We start from the raw sequence: 24486 nt of genomic DNA, 5'->3' as shown, positions 1-24486 counted from the left end.
TCAGCCCTCTCCGCGCAGGTGGGCGACGGCCTCGCCGATGGGGCCGTCGTGCACCAGACGCCCCCGCTCGAGGACGACGCCGCGGTCGCAGACGCGCTGCACCATCTCCAGGTCGTGGGTCACGACGACGAGGGTCTGGCCCATCTCCTTGAGCGCCGCCACCCGGTCCAGGCACTTGCGCTGGAAGGGCTCGTCGCCCACGGCGAGGATCTCGTCGATGAGGAAGATGTCGGGCTCGGAGTGCGCCGCGACGGCGAACGCCAGGCGCAGGAACATGCCCGAGGAGTAGAACTTCACCTCGGTGTCGATGAACTTCTCGATCTCGCTGAACGCCACGATCTGCTCGAAGCGCTCGTCGATGGTGGCTTCCGACATACCGAGGATGGAGCCGTTGAGGTAGACGTTCTCCCTGCCGGTCAGGTCCGGGTGGAAGCCCGCGCCGACCTCGATGAGCCCGGCGATCCGGCCCCGGATCCCGACGCTGCCGCGGTCGGGCAGCATCACGCCGGACAGCAGCTTGAGCAGCGTGGACTTGCCGGACCCGTTGAAGCCGAGGAGCCCGACGGACTCGCCCTGGGCGACCTGCAGGGACAGGTCGTCGAGGGCGAGGAAGGTCTCGGACAGCTCGCCCTTGCGGCCGCGCACGGTCCACATCGCCCACTCCTTGAGGGAGTGGGAGTGGCGCAGCGTGAACCGCTTGTCCACGTGGTCGACGTCGATGACGGTGAGGTGGTCGGCCATCTAGAGCTCCTGGGCGAAGCGGCCCTCGAGCCGCCGGAAGACCATCTGGCCCAGCCCCACGACCAGGCCGGACAGGGCCAGGCCGAGCAGGCTCCACCAGGGCCACTGGGGGGGCATGTCGGCGGTGACCCCGCGGGTGGGGATCCAGAAGGCGTAGTGGATCAGCTCGACCGCGGCGGTGAGCGGGTTGACCTGGTACAGCACCCACAGCCACGTCGGCAGGGCGTCGTGGACCTTCTGCCAGGTGTAGAGCACCGGGGACAGCCAGGTGGCCATCATCACGATGAGGTCGACGAAGTTCTCCGAGTCGCGGAAGAGCACGTTGACGGCGCCGAAGAGCAGTCCCAGGCCCAGGGCGAGCAGCCCGGTGACCAGGACCGAGCCGACCGCGGCCAGCAGGTGCAGCGGGCCGGGCCGCCACCCCACGACGACCGCCCCCACGAGCAGCACCACCAGCTGGGGCACGAAGTGGATGAAGGCCACCCACACGCTCGCCACGGGGAACAGCTCGCGCGGCAGGTAGATCTTCTTGACCAGGTCGGCGTTGCGCACGATCGAGCGGGTGGTGTTGCCGAAGATCTCGTTGAAGAAGTTGATCATCACCACACCGCTGAACATGTAGATCACGTAGTTGTGGATCGCGGCCTCGAGACGCAGGAACTTCCCGAGGGCGAGCCAGAACACGAAGATCTGCACGGCCGGCTTGACGTAGGACCACAGCAGCCCGAGCACGGACCCGCGGTAGCGGACCCGCATCTCCTTGCGGACGAGCAAGGTGAGCAGGAACCGCCAACGCGGTATGTCGAGCAACCCGTTGGAGCGCCCGGGCGCGACCAGCGGCGCGTCCGCGAGCGCGGTGGCGGCCGGGCTCATCGCTCCTGCTGGTCCCCGCCGTGCGTGCCCTCGTCCTCCCCCGGCGCCGCACCGTGGCGGGCGCGGTAGCCGGGATCGGTCCGGTCGACCGACTCCGGGTGGGACCCTTCCGGGTGGACCGCAGGGGCTCCCTCGGGGGTGACCGCCGCAGCGTCCTCGGGCGCGCCCTCCTGGTCGATGCCGAAGGTCTGGGCCCAGGCCTCCATCGACGTCAGCTGGGCGGCGCGGGAACGGTACTGCTCGCGCAGCTGCTTCCACTCGGTGTGCAGGCGGGCGCGCAGCAGGGAGCTCTCGGCCATCAGGGCCTTGAAGGTCTCGGGGTCGCGCTTGTACCACGCCGCCCCGGTCCCGTCGGCCTTGGAGACGAGCGCCGAGTCGTACTGCGACAGGATCCAGAACTTGCTCTGGTAGTGCGGGATCGAGGCCTGCGGGCGCTCCTGCGACTTCGCGCTGGTGGGCAGCAGGTGACGGGCCGCGGTCTTGAGCGCGAAGGGCGCGACGGTGCGGGCGTTGGGCTGTTGGGGCAGACGACCCTTGCGGGCGGGCTTGCTCCGGTCGACCAGCGGGTAGGCGTCCGGGTCCGCGGAGTACCGCGAGTCGTCGAACTCCTTGGCCATGGCGCGCAGCTCGGGCATGGTGCCCTCGATGGACCGGTGCAGGTGGTCCGGGCCGCTGAGGATGTCCTTCATGGCCTTCACGCGCAGCGACTGCGGGTAGTACTGCGAGGAGATGGTGTGCTTCACGTCGTTGAAGAACAGCTCGCGGACCAGGCGGCCGCCGTGGTCGTAGGGCGAGTGGAGCAGACCGACGAGCAGCCGGTTGCGCTCGTGGTAGTAGGCCTGCCAGTCGACGGCGTCGTCCTTGTCGATCCAGGAGACGTGCCACACCGCGGCGCCGGGGAAGGACACCGTCGGGTAGCCCGCCTCGCGGGCGCGCAGGCCGTACTCCGCGTCGTCCCACTTGATGAAGATGGGCAGGGACAGACCGATCTCGCGGATCACCTGGGTGGGGATGAGGCACATCCACCAGCCGTTGTAGTCCACGTCCGCGCGGCGGTGCAGGAAGGCGGTCGCCCTCAGGTTCGACCGAGACAGGTCGTGGCGCTCCTTCAGACCCGGCAGCGAGCCCCACAGGAAGCGCCAGCGGTTGACCTCCTCGCCGAAGGCGTGCAGCACCGAGCGGTTGTGCAGGTCGAACATGTGGCCGCCGACGATCGTGGGCACCCGGCAGTAGCCGGCGAAGTCCAGCGCCCGCAGGATGCCCTCGGGCTCGATGTTGACGTCGTCGTCGAGGACCATGTGGTAGTCGCTGCGGCCGGCCCTGACCGACTCGTACATCCCGCGCGAGAAACCGCCGGAGCCGCCGAGGTTGCCCTGACGGATGAGGCGCAGCTGGTCACCGAGAGCGGCCGCGGCGGCGGGCCAGGTGGGCTCGTCCTGGACGAGCTGGCTGCCCTGGTCCACGACATACACCATGTCGATCCGCCGACGCAGCTCCTCGGCCTCGGACAGCGCCTGGATCGTCTTGGCGCAGTAGTCCGCCCGGTTGAAGGTCGTGATGCCGATGCTCAGCGTGCCGGGGCGCGGCGGGGTGCCCGCCACCTGCCAGTCGGCCTCCTCCAGGACCAGGCCGGACTCGCCGGCGACCAGGTCGAACCAGTACCACCCGCCGTCGCCGAAGGTCTTCAGGTCCAGCTCGAAGGTCGACCGGTCGTCCTGGCCGGACACCGTGCGGGTCGCCACGCGCTGGGCGCGACCCGTGGCGTTGGAGCGGTAGACGAGGACCGAGCCCTCGCCGCTGGTGCGCACGCGCAGCCGCACCTGCTCCACGACGGTCCAGGCCCGCCAGTAGCTCGCCGGGAAGGCGTTGAAGTAGGTCGCGAAGGAGGTGCGCAGCCCTGCGGGCATCCGGACGCTGCGCCGCGACAGGACCTGCTCGCCGCGCAGGGTGTCACCCACGGCGTTGCTGGTGGACACGGCGGTGGCCTCGGCCATGGCGGCCTGCGCCTCGGTCAGGCCGGCCGAGTCCGCGGCGCTGACCGCGGCACGTCCGAAGTCGAGGTAGAGCGGCAGCGTGTCCTCGTCGGAGGCCAGGGGCATGACCACGCGGGCCACGGTCGCCCAGCCGGTCTCCTCGCCCACGACGCCGTGCGTGCCCAGGTCGGTGGTGGTGCTCATGCGTCGACTCCTCCGCTGACGAGCTCCTCGCCCCGCTCGAAGTGTGGGGCGAGCTTGTTGTCGACCATGCTGAGCGCCGCTCCGATGGCCATGTGCATGTCGAAGTACTTGTAGGTGCCCAGACGCCCGCCGAAGAGCACCCCGCGCTGGGCCTTGGCCAGGTCGCGGTAGCGCAGCAGCTGCTCGCGGTCCTCGGGCGTGTTGACCGGGTAGTACGGCTCGTCGTCGCCGGTGGCGAAGCGGGAGTACTCGCGGTGGATGATCGTCTTGTCCTGGGCCATCTGCCGCTCGGGGTGGAAGTGGCGGAACTCCAGGATCCGGGTGAACGGCACGTCCGCGTCGGGGTAGTTCATCACCGGGCAGCCCTGGAAGTCACCCACGTCCAGGCGCTCCTCCTCCAGGTCGATGGTGCGCCAGCCGAGACGCCCCTCCTGGTAGTCGAAGTAGCGGTCGACGGGGCCGGTGTAGACGACCGGCACGTTGCCCGCCACCGCGTCGCGAGAGAGCTCCTGGCTCGCGTCGAAGAAGTCGGTGTCCAGGCGCACCTCGATGTTGTCGTGGTCGGCCATCCGCTCGAGCCAGGCCGCGTAGCCCTGCGCGGGCAGGCCCTCGAAGCGGTCGTTGAAGTAGCGGTTGTCGTACGTGAACCGCACGGGGAGCCGGCTGATGATGTCCGCGGACAGCTTCTCCGGGTCGGTCTGCCACTGCTTGGCGGTGTAGTGCGCGATGAAGGCCTCGTACAGCGGGCGCCCGATCAACGACACGCCCTTCTCCACGAAGTTCTCCGGCGTCTTGTCACCGAGCTCGGCGGCCTGCTCGCGGATCAGCGCGCGCGCCTCGTCCGGGCCGTACGCCGCGCGGAAGAACTGGTTGATCGTGCCGAGGTTGATCGGCATCGGGAAGACCTCGCCGCGGTGACAGGTGTAGACCCGGTGCTGGTAGCCCGTGAACGAGGTGAACCGGTTCACGTACTCCCACACCCGCTCGTTGGAGGTGTGGAACAGGTGGGCGCCGTACTTGTGCACCTCGATCCCGGTGTCCGGGTCGATCTCGCTGTAAGCGTTTCCGCCGACGTGCGAACGACGGTCGAGTATCAGAACCTTCTTGTCGAACCTCTCGGCCACCTGCTGGGCCACGGTCAGGCCGAACAGTCCGGCCCCGACGACGACGAGGTCATGGTTCACGCGGTGCCCCCAATGGTGCGTTCCGGCTGAGTTTCGCCTCACCCTACTTCACGCTCACGCACGCCCATGCGGCGCGGGGAGGCGTGTCCGGCGCGAGGCGATCGCCTGCCCGCGGCGCCTGCGCCGCACCCGTACGGCCACGCCGTAGGGTGTGCGTCGTGAACGAGGACGTGTGGCTGGTCGTGCCGCTGTACAACGAGGCGGCGGTCATCGAGGACGTGGTGTCCCACGCCCGCCGCACCTTCCCCAACGTGGTCTGCGTCGACGACGGGTCCAAGGACGACTCGGCCCGCCGGGCCCTGGCCGCCGGCGCCCGACTGGTCCAGCACCCGATCAACATGGGCCAGGGCGCGGCCCTGCAGACCGGCTTCGAGTTCGCCCTGACCGACCCCGGGATGCGCTACGTCGTGACCTTCGACGCCGACGGCCAGCACCAGGTCGACGACGTCCTGCAGATGCTGGACCGGATCCGCCGCGACGACCTGGACGTGGTCTTCGGCAGCCGGTTCCTGGACGAGCGCACCCGCCCCGGCGTGCTGAAGCGCCTGGTCCTGCGCGCGGCCGTGGCCTACACCAACCTCAGCACCGGCACCCGCCTCACCGACGCCCACAACGGCCTGCGGGTCCTGTCCCGCCCGGTCGTGGAGCACGTCGACCTCACCCAGAACCGCATGGCCCACGCCTCGGAGATCGTCGCGCAGATCGGGGCGATGCGGATCGCCGGTCGTCCGGTGCGGTATGCCGAGGAGCCGGTCCACATCCTCTACACCGACTACTCCCTGGCCAAGGGCCAGTCGCTGTGGAACTCCGTCAACATCCTCGTGGAGCTGATGTTCAAGTGAGGTCGCTGATCCAGCTCGCGCTGATCGCCTCCGTCGTGGCGGTCGTCTTCCGGCTGACCACCGCGCGTGGCGCCCGCACCCAGGCCATCCGCCGGCTCGGGATGATGGCCTTCGGCGCCTTCGCGGTGTGGTCCATCCTGGTGCCGGGCGTCTGGACCCGGGTCGCCCGCTTCGTGGGGGTGGGTCGAGGCACCGACCTGCTCCTGTACTCCCTGGTCGTGGCCTTCCTCGCCTACGTCGTGAGCACCCAGCTGCGGTTCCGCGAGTTCGACGTGCGCCTCACCCGGCTCGCCCGGCGGGTGGCCCTGGACGAGGCCACCCGGCGACACCCGGAGGTGGCGGCCGGGGGCCGGGCCGGGACCCAGGGCCGACACGGCGTCCTGCCCTCCAGCATGCCCGCAGCCACGGCGGCTACGGTGATGCGTCCTCAGGACGACAACGACCCCGATCACGAGGCCCCGACTGCCCATGACGCACGCTGACGACCACGAGCCACGCCGTCCCGGGCGCCCCGCGGAGGACGAGACGGAGGCCTACGTCATCGACACCCGCCGCAGCCGTCGCCGGGTGAGCGCCCCCCGCAACCCGCTGGGCGGGTCGGCCCGCCGGACGGGCGGTCCCCGCCAGGAGCGGCCGGATCGCGAGCCGGACCAGGACGAGCGCGGGGAGGGCTCCCCGACCCACCCCCGCCAGGGCTCCCCGGAGGCTCGGCCCGGCGCCGCCGACCCCGGCAGGACGCGCCTGATGACCTCGGACCCGGCCGATCCCACGGCGCCGGACCGGCCGCGACCGCCCGCCCGCCCCGGCCGACCGGGGGGTCCGGGCCGTCCCGCCGGCGGCCGCCGCCCGGGAGGCCCGTCGGGTCGGGGCGCCTCGGCGGTCCCCCGCCCGCGGCGCCGGCGGCGTCGTCCCCCGGTCCTGGCCCTGGCGGCCCTGGCGCTGCTCGCCTGGCTCGCCTTCCTGGTCGTCACCCCGCTGCACGCCTGGAGCACCGTGTCGAACGTCGACACCACACCCGCGGGTGAGCGGCCCGCCCGGGTCAAGGGGTACAACTACCTGCTCGTGGGCTCGGACTCGCGTCAAGGAATGACGGCCGAGGAGGAGAAGGCCCTGTCCACCGGCGACGCCGAGGGCCAGCGCACCGACTCGATCATCCTGGTGCACGTCTCGGAGACCGGGCAGAGGTCCGCGATGGTGTCCCTCCCCCGCGACTCCTACGTCCCCATCCCCGGGCACCGCAAGAACAAGATCAACGCCGCCTTCGCCCTCGGCGGCCCCAAGCTCCTGGTGGCCACCGTCGAGGGGGTGACCGGCGTCCACGTCGACGGTTACGTGGAGATCGGCTTCGGCGGCTTCGCCAAGGTCGTGGACTCCCTCGGTGGCGTGGACATCGACGTGCCCTTCGCCATGAACGACGAGAAGGCCGGGATCAACCTCAAGAAGGGGCCGCAGACCCTGGACGGTGCGCAGGCCCTGGGCTTCGTCCGGTCCCGCTACACCGACCCCGAGGGCGACCTGGGCCGGGCCAAGCGTCAGCGGCAGTTCCTCGGCGCGATCATGCACAAGGCCGTCAGCCCGGCCACGGTCCTGCTGCCCTGGCGCTACTGGGGCTTCAGCCACGCCGCGGCCGGCGGGGTCAAGGTCGGCGAGGGCACCGGTATCGGCGACCTGACCAAGGTGATGCAGGCGCTGCGCGGGGCCTCCAGCGGCGACACGCTGTCCCTGGTCGTGCCCATCTCCGACCCCGGCTACCACACCGCCGCGGGCGACGCGGTCAAGTGGGACAGCGAGAAGGCCCGGGCCTTCTTCGGCGCGATCAAGAACGACGAGGCCGTGCGCTGACCCCACCCGGTCCGGGCGACGCCGGAGCCGCACCACCCCTCGGGGCAGGTGCGGCTCCGGCGCGTCGGCAGGAGGTACGCCGGGAGCCCGGTCCTCAGCGGTCACCGCGCTGCGCGAGCACCGCACGGTAGGCGACCCGTCGGATGCCCTCCGGGATGATCCGGTAGACCCCGCGCACCAGCACGTTGCGGGCGCACTGCGCGGGCGTGGTGAAGCCCATCCGCAGGAAGCGTCGCTGCAGCGCCAGCTCGGTGCGCAGCATCGACCACCCGCCCCGGCGGGCGTACGCCCCCTCCCCCACGCGGTAGCACAGCAGGGGCTCGGCGACGTTGGCCACCCGCGCCCCGCCCTGGATCATCCGGGCGAAGAGCAGGTAGTCCTCCATCTGCTTGAAGTCGGAGTAGCCGCCGGCCGCCTCGACCGCGCTCCGGCGGTAGACGACCGTGGGGTGGTTGAAGGGCTGCGCCATCCGCGAGGACGCGACGATCTTCTCCTCGGACAGCGGCGGCACCCGGGCGCCGACCACGTCGTCGCGCCCGGTGCCGATCTCCAACATCCCCGAGCCCACGCAGTCCACGCCGCCCTCGACGATCGGCACCTGCACCGCGAAGCGGGTGGGCAGGGAGATGTCGTCGGCGTCCATCCGGGCCACGACGTCGTGCGCGCAGCGCGCCATACCCTCGGTGAGCGCGACGCCGAGCCCGCGGTTGACGGGCAGCCGCACCAGGTCGACCTGGACGACCGACCGGGCGACGAGCTCGTCGACGGCCCGCTCCAGCGGCGGCGGCACCGGGCCGTCCTGCACCAGCACCACCTGGGACGGACGGCGGGTCTGCTCCACCGTCACCGAGTCGAAGGCCTCGGCGAGGTGCCTCGGGTCGTCGGCGCGGTAGACGCACATCAGCACGCTGAAGCCTTCGGCCTCGGGCTGGTTCACTGCTGGTCCCCCTCCTGCGCCGGGGCTGCCGGAGCCACCGCCGCGGACAACAGCTCCTCGGTCGGGCGCGGTCCGCGCCGCACCCCGTCCCGCAGCCCCCGGCCCAGGCCGTCCAGCAGCACCCGCCGGTCCGTGGACCGGGCGAGCGTGCGCCCCCAGCGCACCAGGGAGGACCCGCCGTACACCGCCTTCTCCCACGGCGTCAGCGAGCGCGACCGGGTCCACATCCAGACCTTGTTGCGCACTTCCCAGTAGAACCTCGCCCCCGGGTCGGCGTCGGTGGCACCGAAGGTCCTGGTCTTGTGGACGACGACCGAGGCGGGGCAGGCGATGCCGTGGCCGCCGCGGATCAGGCGCGTGGAGTACTCGAAGTCGTCGTTCCACAAGAAGTAGTCCGCCACCGGCAGCCCGCGCTCGCGCACGACCGCGGCGTCGCACAGCAGCGAGACGAAGCTCGCGGACCGCACCGGCAGGCAGCTGATCTCGGCGGCGGCGGCCGACTCGGCGGGGCTCGCGAAGGGTGACCGGCGGGGGGTGTTCATCGGGTGGTCGCGCCCGTCGGTCCACACCACCCGGCTCGCGACGACCGCGGGGGTGCCCAGCGGGTGCTCCTCGCGGGCGCGGACGAGCTCGGCGAGCGCCGTGGGCGTGGGGACGGTGTCGTCGTCCATCACCCACAGCGCGTCGCAGCCGAGCTCCAGGCCACGGCGCAGGCCGAGGGCGAAGCCGCCGGCCCCACCCGCGTTGTGCCGGGCCGTGACGACGTCCAGCGTCGGGTCGCCCGCGGCCCGGGCGGCCAGCAGCTCAGCGGTGCCGTCGTCGGAGGCGTTGTCCACCACCACGACCCGCGCCGGCGGGTGGCCCTGGGCGGCCAGCGCGTCGAGGGTCTCGGTGAGCAGCGCCTTGCGGTTCCAGGTGACGACGACCGCGACCACGCGCGTCGAGAGGGCCACGGCTCAGCCCTGCAGGATCTGCCGGGCCATGACCAGGCGCTGGATCTGATTGGTGCCCTCGTAGATCTGGGTGATCTTGGCGTCGCGCATCATCCGCTCCACGGGGAAGTCCTTGGTGTAGCCGGCCCCGCCGAGGGCCTGGACCGCGTCGGTGGTGACCTTCATGGCCACGTCGCCGGCGAAGCACTTGGCGGCCGCGCCGAAGAACGGCAGGTCGGCGTCCCCGCGCTCCGAGCGCGCCGCCGCGACGTACACCAGCTGCCGAGCCGCCTCGAGCTCCATCGCCATGTCCGCCAGCATGAACTGCAGACCTTGGAACTCCCCGACGGCCGTGCCGAACTGCCGACGCTCCTTGACGTAGGCCAGGGCGCAGTCGAGGGCGCCCTGGGCGATGCCGACCGCCTGGGCGCCGATGGTGATCCGGGTGTGGTCCAGGGTGCGCAGGGCGATCTTGAGGCCGTCGCCGACGGCGCCGACGCGGCGGTCGTCGCCGATCCGCACGTGCTCCAGGTGCAGCTCGCGGGTGGGCGATCCCTTGATGCCGAGCTTGCGCTCCGGCTCGGAGAAGCCGAGGCCCTCGTCGCCCTTCTCGACCACGAAGGCCGTGACGTTCGCGCCGCGGCGCCCGTCGGGATCGGTCACCGCCAGGACCGTGTAGTACTGCGAGACCCCGGCGTTGGTGATCCACGCCTTGGTGCCGTGCAGGACCCAGTCGTCGCCGTCGCGGCGGGCCCGGGTGCGCATCCCGGCGGTGTCGGAGCCGGCCTCCCGCTCGGACAGTCCGTAGGAGAACATGGCCTCCCCGCGGGCGAGCGGCGGCAGGTAGCGCCGCTTGACCTCCTCGGACCCGGCGAGGACCAGCGGCATCGAGCCGAGCTTGTTGACCGCAGGGATCAGCGAGGAGGAGGCGCAGCCCCGGGCGACCTCCTCGATGACGATGCAGGTGCCGAGGGCGTCCAGCCCCACCCCTTCGTACTCCTGCGCCACGTGCGGCGCGTGCAGGTCGACCTGGCACAGCGCGTCGTAGGCGACCTGCGGGAAGGCACCCTCCTGGTCGACCTGGGCCGCGGCCGGGGCGATCTTCTCGGTGACCACCTGGCGCAGCATCGCACGGAGCTCCTCGTGCTCCTCGGTGGTCCGGAACAGGTCTGCGGGGATCTTGGCTGGCACGCTCGGAGCCTACCGGTGCCCTCCCGGCCCGCCGACCGTCCGGCCTCGTGTCGCGGGCGGGTGACGCGCGCGACGAGCAGGTATGACGGGCAGCGATCCTCGGTATGTCTTCGCCGTACCGGGTCCGTCCGACCCGGTCCCGCACGAGACGCAGGAGGCCCCCATGACCGATCCGACCCGCCCGGACGACCCGACCGCCACCGACACGGGTGCGGTGTTCGACCAGGAGCAGCCCGCGGCACCGGGCCTGGAGCCGGCCGGGACGGTGACCGAGGACGCCGGGGCGCCGGCCCGTGGCTCCGGCGAGGCCGACGACGACCAGGCCCCCGTCGACCAGGACGACCCCGAGCTGAGCGGTGCCGACCTGCGTGAGGACCCGGCGAGCGGGCAGGGTCCCACCATCGAGCCCGGCGCGTGAGCTCCGCGGGTGACCGGCCGGCGCTGAGCCGGCTGGTGGGCGATGCACCGGCGTTCGCCCGCGAGGTGTGGGGCCGTCGCCCCTTCCTGCGCACCCACGTGGAGAGCGGCGAGGACTTCGCCGACGTCTTCGGCCCGGACACGGTGGACGAGCTCGTGGCCCGGCGTGGCCTGCGGGCGCCCTTCCTGCGACTGGCCAAGGACGGGTCGCCGCTGTCCGACACGCTGTTCACGACCGCCGGTGGGGTCGGGGCCAGCGTCGCCGACCAGGTGTCCGACGACCTGCTCCACGAGGAGTTCGCGAACGGCGCGACCATCGTCGCCCAGGGGCTGCACCGCACCTGGCCGCCGCTGCTGCACCTGGCCCAGCAGCTCGCCGTGGACCTCGGGCACCCGGTGCAGGTCAACGCCTACGTCACCCCGCCGCAGAGCCAGGGTTTCGCCGACCACTACGACGTCCACGACGTGTTCGTGCTGCAGACCTCGGGCCGCAAGCGGTGGGTCCTGCACGAGCCGGTGCTGGAGGCGCCGCTGCAGCACCACCCCTGGGCGGCCCGGCGCGGCGCGGTCGAGGACATGGCGCGGCGCGACCCCACGCTGGACGTGACCCTGGAGCCGGGCGACGTGCTCTACCTGCCGCGCGGCACGGTCCACGCCGCCTCGACCTTCGGCGAGATCTCCTCCCACGTCACCATCGGGGTCCACACCTGGACGCCGTATGCCGCTGCCGAGGTGATGGCCGAGCTCGCCCTGGAGCGCGCCGCGGCCGACGTGGCGGTGCGGCGCTCGCTGCCGGTCGGGGTGGACATCACCTCGGACACCTCGGGATTCGACGACGCCCGGGCCGCACTCGTCCGCGCGGTCGAGGAGCTCGACGACGCCGCGGTCAGCCGGGCGCTCGCCCGCCGGGACGAGTGCAGCCGCCGGCTGGCGCCGCTCTCGCCGATCGCGCAGGTGCAGGCCGCCCTGGACCTGGACGGGGCGAGCCGGGTCCGGCTGCGGCCGCACCTGGCCGTGACCGTCGAGCCGGTCCCGGCTGACGACGCGCAGCTGATGCTGACCAGTCGCCGCGGGACCCAGCGGGTGCCCGCGGACCGTGGTGAGGCCGTGGCCGCCCTGGTCTCCGGCGAGCCGGTGACCGCGGACGAGCTGGGCCTGGAGACGACGCGGGCGCTGCTGCGCGCCGGGGTGGTGCTGGGCGGCTGACCCGCACGGCCGGCGCAGCCGGCTCCCGCCGGAGAGCGGCCCCGACCAGGCATCCTGGGCGGGGCCGCTCAGTCGTGGGCGGGCCCTGCCCGGCAGGAGCCGGGGGCTCGTCGGCGGGGTGTCCGAGACGGCCGCCCCGCGACGGTGGATCGACATCGGTGCGCGAGGTGGGCCCCTTCCGACCCCACTGATGATTGCTTGCAGTAGTTTTATATCTACACAAAGTGACTACTGGCAGGAGTCCCGCTATGCCCGCACACCCCACGCCCCGCCCGGGTCGGGTGCTTCCCCTCGTGACCGGCGCCGCTGCCGTCACGCTGGGTCTCACCGCCGCCGGCGTCCCCGCCCAGGCTGCAGGCACGGGCCCGGACCGGCTCACCATCGCCACCGCCGACCTCACGACGCCGCGCACCGCGCGCCCCGCGGCCGGCGCCCGCGCCACGCTCGACGCCCGCACCCGCGACACCGCACCGCGGGTGGCCGGCGCCGCCCGACGCGCCGCCACCACCGCCAAGGGCCGGCTGAGCATCGCGGGCACCACCCAGGCCGTCCCGGCCGGCTGCGCCCCGCTCGGGCTGCAGGCCGACCAGCTGCGCGACCGCACCTGGATCCTCTGGAGCACCACCGACGCGTCGGGTGCCCCCGTGGTGTCGGGCACCGCCACGGTCTCCCGGCTGCGCGAGGGCTCGACGACCTGGCAGACGGTCGGCACCGTGCCCGCGACCGCCGGTGCCGTCCTCGACGGCAGCCAGTCGCCCGCGGGCCCCGCGTCGTACCGGATCACCACCACCGTCAACGGCGCCACCCTCACCTGCGAGATGGCCGACGCCGCCGGCGAGCCCGTCGGCGGGCTGAGCATGTTCCCCGACGCCGGCCCCGGCATCCCGGACTTCGCGGCCGCCACCACCGCCACGGCGAGCCTGCAGCTGCAGAACGACAGCTCCCTCGCGATGCCGCTGGAGCCCTCCTCGAGCCTGCCCGACACCGTCACCCCGGCCTTCAGCGCCGACGGGCAGTGGCTCGCCTACAGCCGCTGGACCGACGGCTCGCGCACCGGCGCCGACCTGGTCCTGCAGCGCGCCGACGGACGCGGCACCCCCAGCATCCTGCGCGGGGCGGCCGCCGACACCACCGCCCCGGTCAACCTGGAGCCGAGCTTCTCCCCCGACGGCCGCTGGCTGTCGTGGGTGCGCTACGCCCCGGACACCGCAGGGCGCTACGTCCCCCGCGACATCCAGATCCGCGACAACGCCACCGGCGCCGTCCGCACCCTGTCCAAGGCGTACGGCGCAGCGACCTGGGACCGCGACAGCGCCCACCTCGTGGCCGCCGACGTGCTCACCCCCACGGGCGGCCTGGTCCGGATCGACGTGACCTCCGGTGCGGTCACGGCCCTGTCGGGCACCGCCGGGGGCTACGACCCCACCGTCACCCGGACCGGTCAGGTCGTCTTCGCCTTCGACACCGGCACCGCGCGCGGCCTGCGGACCCGCAGCAGCACCGCCACCACGGGCACGGTCGCCACCCGCTACTCCGCGGGCGCCGGCGCCTCCCTGAGCAACCCCCGTGCGACCCGGGACGGCTCGGCCGTCTACTTCCGGATGGACCTGGACCCCGACGCCAGCCCCGCCTCGGGCGACGAGACCACGGGCGTCTACCGGCTCGTCGGCAGCAGCGCCACCCCCGAGATCACCGCGGTGGGGGCCACCGCCACGGACCAGTCCTCGGTCGCCGTCAGCTTCGACCTGCGGATGGCGTCCGGCAAGGGCACCTCCGACCTCGACGGCGACGGCGCGAACGACCTGGTCGGCAAGGACGCGTCGGGCAACCTGTGGCTCTATCCCAACACCCGCGTGGACGGCGCCCCGTTGCGCACCCGCACCCAGATCGGGGTCGGGTGGAACGTCTTCGACCTCGTCCTGACCCCCGGAGACCTCACCGACGACGGGATCGGCGACATCCTCGGCCGGGACGCCTACGGCAACCTCTTCCTCTACCCGGGCAGCGGCGTCGGCACCGTGCGGGGCAAGGTCCAGGTCGGCAAGGGCTGGACCGGCTACACCATCGTCTCGGTCGGCGACTGGGACCGGGACACCCATGCCGACCTCGTGGCACGCGACTCCGCCGGCGCCCTGTGGCTCTACCGCGGCTCCGGACGCACCCACGTCTCCAACGTGCTCTTCGGCAGCCGGGTCCAGATCGGCGCCGGCTGGTCCGGGCTCGACGCGATCGTGGGCGTCGGGGACGCGAACTACGACGGCAAGGCCGACCTGCTGGGTCGGGTGGCGAGCACCGGGCGGCTGGTGAGCTACTTCGGGCCCGGCGACGCGTCCCGCAACTACGGCGCGTCCACCACCACCAACCCCACGTCCTCCTTCGCGTCCTACTCCCAGATCGTCGGCGCGGAGCGCTACTCCGGCTACGGCACCAGCATGATGATGGTCGACGGGGCGGGGAACATGCAGGACGTGCTGTTCACCGGGGACGGACAGCTGGCCTACCCCTACAGCACGCAGCAGATCGCGACGGGCGGGTCGGCCTTCCGCTGGGCGCCCTGACCTGCCGCCCCCGAGCGCGGGCGCAGCGGGGGCGGCACCCGACCCGGACGCGGCGGGGGCGGTGCACCGAGGCAGGGTGCACCGCCCCCGCAGTCCCGCGGTTACGCTCTCAGGCGCGCCGGGAGCGCAGCTTCTCGCCCTTGGCGTGCGCCTGGTCGCGCAGGTCGGCCTGGAAGGTCGCCATCGCCGCGCGCACCCGCCGGGCCTCGTCGTCGGTGCCCGCGCCGATGATCCGCGCCGCCAGGAGCCCGGCGTTGCGGGCGCCGCCGATGGACACGGTGGCGACCGGCACCCCCGCCGGCATCTGGACGATGGAGAGCAGCGAGTCCATCCCGTCCAGGTGCTTCAGCGGCACCGGGACCCCGATCACGGGCAGCGGCGTCACCGCAGCCAGCATCCCCGGCAGGTGGGCGGCGCCCCCCGCGCCCGCGACGATCACCTGCAGGCCCCGCTCGGCCGCGGTCTCGCCATACCGGATCATCTCGGTGGGCATCCGGTGGGCCGACACGACGTCGGCCTCGTAGCCGATGCCCAGCTCGTCGAGCGCCTGCGCCGCGAGCTCCATCGTCGGCCAGTCCGAGTCCGAGCCCATCACGAGCCCGACCACGGGGCGCGGAGATTCGGTCATTCGGTCACCACTCCTTGCAGGTAGTCGCAGGCATGCCGCGCGCGCTCGCGCAGGTCGTCCAGGTCGTCGCCGGACACGTCGACGTGGCCGATCTTGCGACCCGGTCGCACGTCCTTGCCGTACAGGTGGAACTTCATGTCGGGGTCGCGCGCCATCAGGTGCAGGTAGGTCGGGTAGAGCTCGGGATGGTCGCCGCCGAGCACGTTGCCCATCACCGTCCAGCGCGCCCGGGGCCGGGTCGAGCCGAGCGGCAGGTCCAGCACCGCGCGCAGGTGCTGCTCGAACTGGCTGGTGACCGAGCCGTCGATGGTCCAGTGACCGGAGTTGTGGGGGCGCATGGCCAGCTCGTTGACGACGTATGCCGGTCGCTGCGCTCCGTCCGCCCCGGCCTCGCGGGTCTCGAACAGCTCGACCGCCATCACCCCGGTCACGTCGAGCTCGCCCGCGATCCGCAGCGCCGACTCCGCGACGAGCGAGGACAGCGTGTCGTCCAGGTCGGGTGCGGGCGCGAGGACCTCGGTGCAGATGCCGTCGACCTGCACCGTCTCCACGACGGGCCACACCGCCGCCTGCCCGGAGCGGGAGCGGGCGACGAGCACCGCGAGCTCGCGGGTGAAGTCGACGGCCTGCTCGGCGAGGAGCCCGTCGGACAGGCCACCCTCGCCGGCGGCGACCTGCTCGGCGGCCGCGTCCAGCCAGTCCTGGGCCTCGTCGGCGGACGCGACCAGCCGGACACCCTTGCCGTCGTAGCCGCCTCGCGGGGTCTTGAGCACCAGCGGCCACCCCGCCTCGGCGCCGAAGGCCTCGAGCTCCTCACGGTTCCGCACCTGCGCCCACCGTGGGCAGGGGATCCCGAGGTCGGTCAGCCGACGCCGCATCACGAGCTTGTCCTGGGCGTGGACGAGGGCCTCCGGCCGCGGCTCGACGGTCACCCCGGCCGCCTGCACGGCCCGGATCACCTCGGTGGGCACGTGCTCGTGGTCGAAGGTCACCACGTCGCACCGCCGCGCGAAGGCCACGACGTCGTCCACGCTCGTGTGGTCGCCCACCGGAGAGCTCGGCACGACCAGGGCCGCCGCGGCGGTGTCGGACTCGGCGAGGACGGACAAGGTGACGGCCAGGCCGACGGCGGGCGGCGCCGACATCCGGGCGAGCTGGCCGCCGCCGATGATCCCGACGACGGGGAAGCCACCGGGGGCGCGAGGAGGAGCGGAGGTCACGGCCCACAGACTACGGGCTGTGGCCGAGCGACCCCGCGATCACCCCGAGATCCAGCCTGCTGTCGCCCGATTCGGCATCTACCCCGCGGTAAGGCTAGGGTCCGGGCCTCATGGGAGCCAGACGGCAGGGGCGGGGCCAGGGGGCACCCGGCCGGCGTGGCCGGCGGGTTCTCGCCCGCCGCTCCTGCGGGGTCGAGGTGTGGCTGCCCGAGCCGGACCAGAGCCGTCCGGGCGCGGTCTCCCGCCCACCTCGAGCCCCGCGTCCCGCCCAGGCCCCGCGTCCCGCGCAGGCCCTGCGGCCGGCACCCTCCTCCCGCACGGCGCCGGACCCGCTCCCGGTGCCGTCCCCCCGCCCCAGGGCTCCTGCACGTCCGCAGCCGTCCCCACGGCTGGCACCACCGCCCTCGGACCGCCGTCGACCGGACCCGCCGCGCCGCGCGGAGCCGGGGCGGGTGTGGCCCCCCGAGGCCGCCGAACCACCCCGGCGGCGCCGCCGCCGGCGCCGCCGGGCCCCTCGCCCCTCCCGGGGCCGTCGGCCGGAGATCCAGGGGCTGCGCGCCCTGTGCATCGCCCAGGTGCTCTGCTACCACGCGTGGGGTGTCGGGTCTCCCGTCGGCGTCGACGTCTTCATCACCATCTCGGCCTATCTCATGACCGGTGCCTTCCTGCGCCGCGCGGAGGGGGGCCGGACCCCCTCCGTGGTGGAGCGCTGGGTGCTGACGTTCAAGCGGCTCCTGCCCCCGCTGGTGGTCACGGTGATCGCCGCCGTCCTGGCCGCGCTCGCCCTGCAGCCGCAGAACCGCTGGCACGGCGTCCTGTGGGACGGGCTGGCGTCGGTGACCTACTGGCAGAACTGGCGCCTGGCCGCCCTCGCCGCGGACTACTTCGCCGAGGACCACAGCGCGGCGTCCCCGCTGCAGCACCTGTGGTCGATGTCCATGCAGGGGCAGGTGTTCCTGCTCTGGCCGGTGCTGATGGCGGGCTGCCTGCTGCTGGCCCGGCGCGCGGGCCGCGGGGTGCGCTCCGTGGTGGCCCTCGCCTTCGCCCTGGTCGCCGCGGGCTCGCTGGCCTGGCTGCTGCTCGCGGCCCCCGCCGGGGGCGCGGTGTACTTCGACACGCGCGCCCGGCTGTGGGAGTTCGCCCTCGGCTCCGCCGTCGCCGCGGTCGCCCCGTGGGTGCGGCTCCCCCCGGCCGCGGCCCGGCTGACCGCAGCAGCAGGGCTGGCCGTCCTCCTGCTGTTCTTCGGCGTGCACCTGGGCAGCTACCCGGGCCCGGCGGCGCTGGGCCCGATGCTCGCGGTGAGCGCCATCCTGGTGACCGGCCAGGGCGAGGGCCGGGGCCGGGTCACCGAGCTGCTGTCGGCGCGCCCGCTGATGTGGGTGGGCGACATCTCCTACGCGCTCTACCTCGTCCACTGGCCGGTCTTCGTGAGCTACCTCGTCGCCACGGACCGCCAGCGGCTCGGGCTCGGGAGCGGGATGCTGCTCACGGTCCTCTCGCTCGGTCTGGCCCAGCTGCTCACCGTGCTGGTGGACCGACCGGCCCAGGCCTTCCCCCGGCGTGGGCCCTCCCTGCGGCTGCAGGCCGCGCTGGTGGCGGGCAGCCTGGCCGTCGGTCTGCTCCCGCTGCTCGGGGGGCAGGCGCTGCTCGAGCGCACCCACGCCCAGCAGGTCCGGTCCGCCGCGGCGGAGGCGGGCTCGGCCGCGCACCCGGGGGCCCGGGCCCTCGTGCCCGGCGCCCCGGTCCCGACCTTCGACGGACCGCCGATCCCCGGCCCGCTGGCCCTGTCCCAGGAATGGGTCCCCGGCTTCCCGGAGCCCTGCTCGGCCCGGCAGACGGCCCGGCTCGCCGGCCTCAGGACCGGCTGCGGCACCCTGGCCGCGACCCGTCCGGGGGCCCGCACGGTGCTCGTCGTCGGCGACTCGCACACCGAGCAGACGACCGTGCCGCTGGTGACCGAGCTGGCCCGACGGCACGGGTGGCAGGCGACGTCCTACCTCACCGGGGGGTGCGCCTTCGGGCAGGTGCGCCACTACGCCGGTCCCTGCGCCCGGCGCAACCAGGCAGTCCTCGACCTCATTGCCCAGGACCGCCCCGACGTGGTCTTCCTGCACACGACCTATGCCGTGGCCGACTCCCCCGCGGAGGAGCTGCGCCCCGGGGTGGAGCCGCTGGTGCGCGACCTCACCGCCCGGGGGATCACCGTGGTCGGCCTGCGGGACAACATCCGGTCCACCAGGCACCTGTACGAGTGCTCCTCCTCCCGCCCGGACCGGGGGGCCACCGGGGGATGCGTCCTGGACCGGACCCGCCACCTGGCTGCCACCGACCCGGGCCGGGCGCTGGAGCGGATCCGCGGCTACCACCACCTGGACCCGACCGACCTGTACTGCACCGGCACCCGCTGCCCGACCGTCATCGGCAACGTCTTCGTCTACCTCGACGCGCACCACCTCACGGCGACGTACTCCCGCACGATGGCCCCCCTGCTCGCCGATCGGGTCGACCGGCTCCTGCAGCTGCGGTGACGACCGTTCACCGCACGGTCATCCCTGCTCCCACCCCCTGTCGGCCCCAGGACAGGTCGGGTACGGTGCGACCGTGACTACCCCCCTCGTCCCCCGGTTGCAGCGTCTCGTCGAGGTGCTCTGGCGCGAGGTCGCGAAGTTCGGCGCCGTCGGGCTCGTCGCCTTCGTGGTCGACGTCGGCATCTCCAACGCCCTGTGGGGCACCGACGGCAGTCCCGGCCCGATGCACGACAGCGCCACCAAGGCCAAGTGCATCGCCGTGGCCGTGGCGACGGTCGTGGCCTACCTCGGCAACCGCTTCTGGACCTATCGGCACCGGCGCCGGCCGGCCATGGCGCACGAGTTCGCCATGTTCCTGTTCTTCAACGTCGTCGGCATGGCGATCGCTGCCGCCTGCCTGCTGGTCAACGACTACCTGCTGGGACGCACCGACGCCCTGTCCCGCAACATCGCCGGCAACGGGGTCGGCCTGGTGCTGGGCACCCTGTTCCGGTTCTGGGCCTACCGCACCTTCGTCTTCCGCGAGGAGCGCCCGGGCGACCCGCAACCGCTCCCGACCGAGGTCGCGCAGGCCCGGAGCGCGGAGCCCAGCGAGCCGTCCACCACCGTCGCCTGACGGGGCGGCTCCCGGCCCTGACGGGTCGGCGCCCGACGGCCGGTGGCGCCGGACGCCGACCGGGGCCGGTCAGACCCCCGGCCAGCGCGGGGTGCGCTTCTCGGCGAAGGCCCGCACGCCCTCGGCGCGGTCGCCGCTGAAGGCCGTCGCCCGCCAGCAGCCGTCCTCGATCTCCAGCCCGGCCACGAGGTCGACGTCGGTGCCCAGGCGCATGGCCTTCTTGGCGTTGCGGACGCCCACCGGCGAGTGCTGCGCGACGACCTCGGCGATCTCCAGCGCCCGGTCCCGTGCGGTGCCCGCCTCGACGACCTCGTCCACCGCCCCGAGCGCCACGGCCTCATCGGCCGTCATCCGGGCGGCGGTGAAGATCATCCGGGCCGCGCGGGACCAGCCGACGCGGCGGGTCAGCAGCTGGGTGCCACCGCCGCCGGGGATGACGCCGACGGACACCTCGGGCAGCCCCACGGTGGCGCCGGACCCGCAGACGATCAGGTCGCAGGACAGCGCGATCTCGAAGCCGCCGCCCAGCGCGAACCCGTCGACCGCCGCGACGGCGGGCACCGGCAGCGCCAGCACCCCGCCGTACGCACCACGGGCGACGGGCCGTTGCGCCATCAGGTCGGCGTCCGTGAAGCCGTTGCGCTCCTTGAGGTCCGCGCCCACGCAGAAGGCCTTGGGGTGGGTCGAGGTCACCACGACCGCGCGTACCTCACCGGTGAGCGCGAGGTCGGCGAGCGCCCGCGTGGCGGCGCCCAGGTCGCGGGCCAGGGCCGTGGAGACGGCGTTCATGGCCTCGGGCCGGTCGAGGGCGAGCTCGGCGACGTGCCCCTCCTGCCCGTGGCGGGTGATGGTGACGTTGTCGAAGGTCGGCGTGCTCATCGGCGAGGCTCCTGTCGGGCGCGGGTGATGGGGTCGGAGGCGATGGTGCGACGGGTCAGGGGTGCCGCGGCAGCGGATGCGGTATGGCGGGCCGCAGGGCGTCCATGGTCGAGGCCGGCACCGCCCGCTGCAGCAGGGAGGGGGTCACCACCCCGACGCCGCGCAGGGTGCGGGTGCGCTGGCGGGCGGTGCGCAGCTCGGGCACGCCCGTGAGCAGGCTCGCGAGCCGGTCGTCGACGAGGACCTTGCCGGAGGGCGCGACGGCGGTCAGCCGGGCGGCGCGGTTGACGGTGTCGCCGAAGACGTCGCCGAGGCGGGACACGAGCTTGCCGTGGGCGAGACCGACGCGCACGGGTGGCAGCAGCTCGTCGTGGCGGATCTCGTCGACCAGGTCGAGAGCGAGCCGGGCCCCGTCGACGGGGTCCTTGGTGACGAAGAGCACCTCGTCGCCGACGGTCTTGATGACCCGGCCCCGGTGGGTGGTGATGACGTCGGAGCACAGGGCCTCGAAGCGCTGCACGACCTGGGCGAGCTCCCGCTCGGACAGGCGTCGCACGAGCGAGGTGAAGGACACCAGGTCGGCGAATCCCACGCAGCGGCGCAGGCCCTGGGTGCTGACGGTGGGGTCGGCGTCGGCGACCATGCGGGCCGTGGCGGCGGCCAGGTGCCGCCGCCAGGCATAGACGAGGAGCGGCTCGAGGACATCGGCGAGCTCGGCCACCTTCTCCGCCGTGGCGATGGCGGTGGCCTCGTCGGGCTCGGCGCGGGTGGAGTCGTGGCCCTCGTCGGCCACGGCCGCGCGGTGCAGCTCGACGTCACCCTGGGCCCACGGCGAGAGGGACTCGGCGAGGACCGAGCACTGCCAGACCGAGAGTCGGTCCGCGGTGCGGGCGAAGGCGCGGGTCAGCCCCAGCGCGGTGTCCTCGTCGATCTGACCGCTGCGCACCAGCGCGGTCATCTGGTCGATGGCCTCCAGGTCGTAGCGGGAGAACACGGTGTCGCCCTGCGGGCTGACGGGGAAGCCCAGGGCCTTCCAGAACTTCTCGGCGGTGCGCACCGAGACGCCGACGGTGCGGGAGACGTCGCGGCGGTCGCGGTCGAGGGGGCCGCCCAGGATCGCGGTCTGGACGGTCTCCAGGCGCGGGTCGAGCCTGGCCTGGGCCTGCGAGAGGGACCGGGGCCGGCCCGTGGCCTCACCCATGGCTGCCTCCTCCCGGCCGCGCCCGCGTCGGCGCGCCGGGTCCATCTTGCCTCAGTCCGCGAGGCGGGCGTGCACGACGTCGCCGGCCGCGTGGGCGGTCTCGCCGGCGTCGGTGCGCACGACGAGCCGGCCGGCGGCGTCGACGCGCAGGGCCCGCCCCTGACGCAGCGACCCGTCCGGCAGGCTGATCGCCACGTCCCGGTCGATCGTGGCGCAGGCGTCGGCGTACTCCCGGACGAGCGCGGGCAGCCGGGCGGGGAGCGCCCACTGGGCATGGCGTCGGCCCAGGGCGGTGAGCACGGCGACGACCACGTCCTCGCGACCGACGTCCAGGCCGCACAGGGCCAGCGAGGTCGCGCGCTCCACCGGCAGGTCGGCCCGCCCCTGGTGCACGTTGATCCCGAGGCCGAGCACCGCCAGCCCCGCCGCGGGCACGAGCTCGCACAGCACGCCGCAGACCTTGCGCTCGTCGTCGGTGGTGACCAGGACGTCGTTGGGCCACTTCAGGACCGCGCCCGACAGGCCCAGCGAGACGAGCGCGTCGCGGACGGCGAGGCCGGTGAGCAGCGGCAGCCACCCGAGGTCGGCGGCCCGTCCGACCGGGGCCGGCACGCAGGCCGACAGGGTCACCGCCATACCGGCAGGCGTCTGCCAGGAGCGGGTCAGTCGGCCCCGGCCGGCCTGCTGGTGGTCCGCGGTCACGACCTGCCACGGGCGGGGGTGACGGACGAGCTCGGCGTTGGTGCTGTCCACCCGGTCCAGCACGGTCACCCCCTGCCAGGGGGACGAACCCCCCTCCGGACCAGCGGACATGGCGTCGGTCACACGTGCGGTCAGGGCGTCTGCTCGGAGGGCGGAGGTCACGACCCCAAGGCTATGGTGACTGCCATGGCTGACGCTTCCTCCACCCCTCCGGCCGAGTTCGACCTGGCGACCACCGCGGGTCGGCTGGCCGACCTGCACCACCGCGACGACCAGGTGCGGCGCGGTGCCTCCGACAAGGCCGTCGAGAAGCAGCACGCCCGCGGCAAGCAGACCGCCCGGGAGCGGGTCGAGGCCTTCCTGGACGAGGGCACCTTCGTCGAGCTGGACCAGTACGCCCGTCATCGCTCGACGGCCTTCGGCCAGGACAAGGTCCGCCCCTACGGCGACGGCGTGATCACCGGCTACGGCACGGTGGACGGTCGCCAGGTGTGCGTCTTCGCCCAGGACTTCACGGTCTTCGGCGGGTCGCTCGGCGAGGTCTTCGGCGAGAAGATCGTCAAGGTCATGGACTTCGCCATGAAGATCGGCTGCCCGGTCGTCGGCCTCAACGACTCCGGCGGCGCGCGCATCCAGGAGGGTGTCGCCTCCCTGGGGATGTATGGCGAGATCTTCCGTCGCAACGTCCTGGGCTCCGGCGTCATCCCGCAGATCTCGCTGATCATGGGCCCCTGCGCGGGCGGCGCGGTCTACTCCCCCGCCATCACCGACTTCACGGTCATGGTGGACCAGACGTCGCACATGTTCATCACCGGCCCGGACGTCATCAAGACGGTCACCGGCGAGACGGTGGGCATGGAGGAGCTCGGGGGCGCCACGGCGCACAACGCCAGGTCCGGCTGCGCGCACTACCTGGGCTCCGACGAGCAGGACGCGATGGACTACGTCAAGGAGCTGCTCAGCTATCTGCCCAGCAACAACCACGAGGACCCCCCGGTCTTCGACCACGAGGTCGACCTGGAGCCCACCGAGCTGGACGTGGCCCTGGACACGATCATCCCGGACTCGCCCAACACGCCCTACGACATGCACGAGGTCTTCACGGCGATCCTGGACGACCAGGAGTTCCTCGAGGTCCAGTCCCTGTTCGCCCCCAACATCATCACCGGCTTCGGCCGGGTCGAGGGCCACAGCGTGGGTGTGGTGGCCAACCAGCCGATGCAGTTCGCCGGCTGCCTGGACATCGACGCGTCCGAGAAGGCCGCCCGCTTCGTGCGCACCTGCGACGCGTTCAACGTGCCGGTGCTGACCTTCGTGGACGTGCCCGGCTTCCTGCCCGGCACCGACCAGGAGTGGAACGGCATCATCCGCCGCGGCGCCAAGCTGATCTACGCGTACGCCGAGGCCACCGTGCCGCTGGTCACCGTGATCACGCGCAAGGCCTACGGCGGCGCCTACGACGTAATGGGGTCCAAGCACCTCGGCGCCGACGTCAACATCGCCTGGCCGACCGCGCAGATCGCCGTCATGGGCGCGCAGGGCGCCGTCAACATCCTCTACCGCAAGGAGATCGCGGCGGCGCAGGCCGAGGGTCGCGACGTCGAGGCGACCCGGGCGCAGTTCATCAAGGAGTACGAGGACCACCTCGCCAATCCCTATGTCGCGGCCGAGCGGGGCTACGTCGACGCGGTCATCGCACCGCAGGACACCCGCCGCAACGTCGTCCAGGCGCTGCGGGCCCTGCGGACCAAGCGGGAGACCCACCCGCCGAAGAAGCACGGCAACATCCCGCTCTGAGCGGCCCCGAGCCCA

Annotated in this window: 21 protein-coding genes; 9 read left to right on the top strand and 12 right to left on the bottom strand. The window is 73.2% G+C overall.

What is annotated here, in order from left to right:
- From ACK2IS_RS05370 to glf, 4 genes are read right to left on the bottom strand one after another with little or no spacing between them, the layout of a single operon-like run.
- On the bottom strand, positions 1 to 741 hold the full coding sequence (locus ACK2IS_RS05370; protein ID WP_409485119.1) for an ABC transporter ATP-binding protein: 741 nt from the start codon (positions 739 to 741) through the stop codon (positions 1 to 3).
- Complete coding sequence (locus ACK2IS_RS05365) at positions 742 to 1614, bottom strand: ABC transporter permease (protein WP_409485118.1); 873 nt, start codon at positions 1612 to 1614, stop codon at positions 742 to 744.
- Complete coding sequence (locus ACK2IS_RS05360) at positions 1611 to 3791, bottom strand: glycosyltransferase (RefSeq protein ID WP_409485117.1); 2181 nt, start codon at positions 3789 to 3791, stop codon at positions 1611 to 1613. The genes ACK2IS_RS05365 and ACK2IS_RS05360 overlap by 4 nt, the downstream gene beginning before the upstream one ends.
- The gene (gene glf / locus ACK2IS_RS05355) at positions 3788 to 4975 is read right to left on the bottom strand and encodes a UDP-galactopyranose mutase (protein WP_409485116.1); all 1188 of its coding nucleotides are present in this window, start codon (positions 4973 to 4975) and stop codon (positions 3788 to 3790) included. The genes ACK2IS_RS05360 and glf overlap by 4 nt, the downstream gene beginning before the upstream one ends.
- A 158-nt stretch (positions 4976 to 5133) precedes the next feature.
- On the opposite strand from glf, the gene ACK2IS_RS05350 reads away from it, so the two are divergent.
- The 3 genes from ACK2IS_RS05350 to ACK2IS_RS05340 are packed head-to-tail and all read left to right on the top strand — an operon-like array spanning position 5134 to position 7659.
- A complete protein-coding gene (locus tag ACK2IS_RS05350) occupies positions 5134 to 5817 on the top strand; it encodes a glycosyltransferase family 2 protein (RefSeq protein WP_409485115.1) in 684 nt (227 codons plus the stop codon).
- Positions 5814 to 6299, top strand: a complete 486-nt coding sequence (locus tag ACK2IS_RS05345; protein WP_409485114.1) for a DUF2304 domain-containing protein — start codon at positions 5814 to 5816, stop codon at positions 6297 to 6299. Before ACK2IS_RS05350 ends, ACK2IS_RS05345 begins: the two co-directional genes overlap by 4 nt.
- The gene (locus ACK2IS_RS05340) at positions 6286 to 7659 is read left to right on the top strand and encodes an LCP family protein (protein ID WP_409485113.1); all 1374 of its coding nucleotides are present in this window, start codon (positions 6286 to 6288) and stop codon (positions 7657 to 7659) included. Before ACK2IS_RS05345 ends, ACK2IS_RS05340 begins: the two co-directional genes overlap by 14 nt.
- Before the next feature lie 94 nt (positions 7660 to 7753).
- On the opposite strand, the gene ACK2IS_RS05335 is transcribed toward ACK2IS_RS05340, so the two are convergent.
- From ACK2IS_RS05335 to ACK2IS_RS05325, 3 genes are read right to left on the bottom strand one after another with little or no spacing between them, the layout of a single operon-like run.
- On the bottom strand, positions 7754 to 8596 hold the full coding sequence (locus ACK2IS_RS05335) for a glycosyltransferase (RefSeq protein WP_409485112.1): 843 nt from the start codon (positions 8594 to 8596) through the stop codon (positions 7754 to 7756).
- Positions 8593 to 9549 (bottom strand): glycosyltransferase, encoded by a 957-nt coding sequence (locus tag ACK2IS_RS05330; protein ID WP_409485111.1) that lies wholly within the window; start codon positions 9547 to 9549, stop codon positions 8593 to 8595. Before ACK2IS_RS05330 ends, ACK2IS_RS05335 begins: the two co-directional genes overlap by 4 nt.
- A gap of 3 nt (positions 9550 to 9552) precedes the next feature.
- Entirely contained in the window at positions 9553 to 10719 is a 1167-nt protein-coding gene (locus tag ACK2IS_RS05325) for an acyl-CoA dehydrogenase family protein (protein WP_409485110.1), read from the bottom strand.
- A gap of 163 nt (positions 10720 to 10882) precedes the next feature.
- On the opposite strand from ACK2IS_RS05325, the gene ACK2IS_RS05320 reads away from it, so the two are divergent.
- From ACK2IS_RS05320 to ACK2IS_RS05310, 3 genes are all read left to right on the top strand, one after another.
- A complete protein-coding gene (locus ACK2IS_RS05320; RefSeq protein ID WP_409485109.1) occupies positions 10883 to 11137 on the top strand; it encodes a hypothetical protein in 255 nt (84 codons plus the stop codon).
- Complete coding sequence (locus ACK2IS_RS05315; RefSeq protein WP_409485108.1) at positions 11134 to 12342, top strand: cupin domain-containing protein; 1209 nt, start codon at positions 11134 to 11136, stop codon at positions 12340 to 12342. The genes ACK2IS_RS05320 and ACK2IS_RS05315 overlap by 4 nt, the downstream gene beginning before the upstream one ends.
- A 248-nt stretch (positions 12343 to 12590) precedes the next feature.
- Positions 12591 to 14900, top strand: coding sequence for a hypothetical protein (locus ACK2IS_RS05310; RefSeq protein ID WP_409485107.1), 2310 nt, complete (start codon positions 12591 to 12593; stop codon positions 14898 to 14900).
- Positions 14901 to 15009: 109 nt separating this feature from the next.
- Here the strand turns inward: ACK2IS_RS05310 and purE are convergent, their stop codons facing one another.
- A complete protein-coding gene (purE, locus tag ACK2IS_RS05305) occupies positions 15010 to 15528 on the bottom strand; it encodes a 5-(carboxyamino)imidazole ribonucleotide mutase (protein WP_409485106.1) in 519 nt (172 codons plus the stop codon).
- Positions 15525 to 16748, bottom strand: a complete 1224-nt coding sequence (locus tag ACK2IS_RS05300; protein ID WP_409485105.1) for a 5-(carboxyamino)imidazole ribonucleotide synthase — start codon at positions 16746 to 16748, stop codon at positions 15525 to 15527. Before ACK2IS_RS05300 ends, purE begins: the two co-directional genes overlap by 4 nt.
- A 452-nt stretch (positions 16749 to 17200) precedes the next feature.
- Here ACK2IS_RS05300 and ACK2IS_RS05295 point away from each other — a divergent pair, with 452 nt between their 5' ends.
- Together ACK2IS_RS05295 and ACK2IS_RS05290 are read left to right on the top strand one after the other, a co-directional pair.
- Positions 17201 to 19276, top strand: a complete 2076-nt coding sequence (locus tag ACK2IS_RS05295; protein ID WP_409485104.1) for an acyltransferase family protein — start codon at positions 17201 to 17203, stop codon at positions 19274 to 19276.
- Positions 19277 to 19349: 73 nt separating this feature from the next.
- Positions 19350 to 19892: a GtrA family protein gene (locus ACK2IS_RS05290; RefSeq protein ID WP_409485103.1), complete on the top strand. Its 543-nt coding sequence runs from the start codon at positions 19350 to 19352 to the stop codon at positions 19890 to 19892.
- Positions 19893 to 19961: 69 nt separating this feature from the next.
- Here the strand turns inward: ACK2IS_RS05290 and ACK2IS_RS05285 are convergent, their stop codons facing one another.
- Genes ACK2IS_RS05285 through ACK2IS_RS05275 form a run of 3 tightly spaced genes read right to left on the bottom strand, consistent with a single transcriptional unit; the run spans position 19962 to position 22836 of the window.
- A complete protein-coding gene (locus ACK2IS_RS05285) occupies positions 19962 to 20771 on the bottom strand; it encodes an enoyl-CoA hydratase/isomerase family protein (RefSeq protein WP_409485102.1) in 810 nt (269 codons plus the stop codon).
- A 55-nt stretch (positions 20772 to 20826) separates the two neighbouring features.
- Positions 20827 to 21972 carry an adenylate/guanylate cyclase domain-containing protein gene (locus ACK2IS_RS05280; protein WP_409485101.1) on the bottom strand — a complete coding sequence of 382 codons (1146 nt, stop codon included), beginning with the start codon at positions 21970 to 21972 and terminating at the stop codon, positions 20827 to 20829.
- 51 nt (positions 21973 to 22023) lie between these two features.
- The gene (locus ACK2IS_RS05275; protein WP_409485100.1) at positions 22024 to 22836 is read right to left on the bottom strand and encodes a biotin--[acetyl-CoA-carboxylase] ligase; all 813 of its coding nucleotides are present in this window, start codon (positions 22834 to 22836) and stop codon (positions 22024 to 22026) included.
- Positions 22837 to 22860: 24 nt separating this feature from the next.
- Between ACK2IS_RS05275 and ACK2IS_RS05270 the strand changes: the two genes are divergently transcribed.
- Positions 22861 to 24471: an acyl-CoA carboxylase subunit beta gene (locus ACK2IS_RS05270; RefSeq protein WP_409485099.1), complete on the top strand. Its 1611-nt coding sequence runs from the start codon at positions 22861 to 22863 to the stop codon at positions 24469 to 24471.
- The last annotated feature ends 15 nt before the right edge of the window (positions 24472 to 24486 follow it).

Source organism: Arsenicicoccus dermatophilus (assembly GCF_046267915.1).
Classification (GTDB): domain Bacteria; phylum Actinomycetota; class Actinomycetes; order Actinomycetales; family Dermatophilaceae; genus Arsenicicoccus; species Arsenicicoccus dermatophilus_A.
The sequence above is the reverse complement of the archived record's forward strand: the minus strand, read 5'-3'. Positions and strand labels throughout refer to the sequence as shown.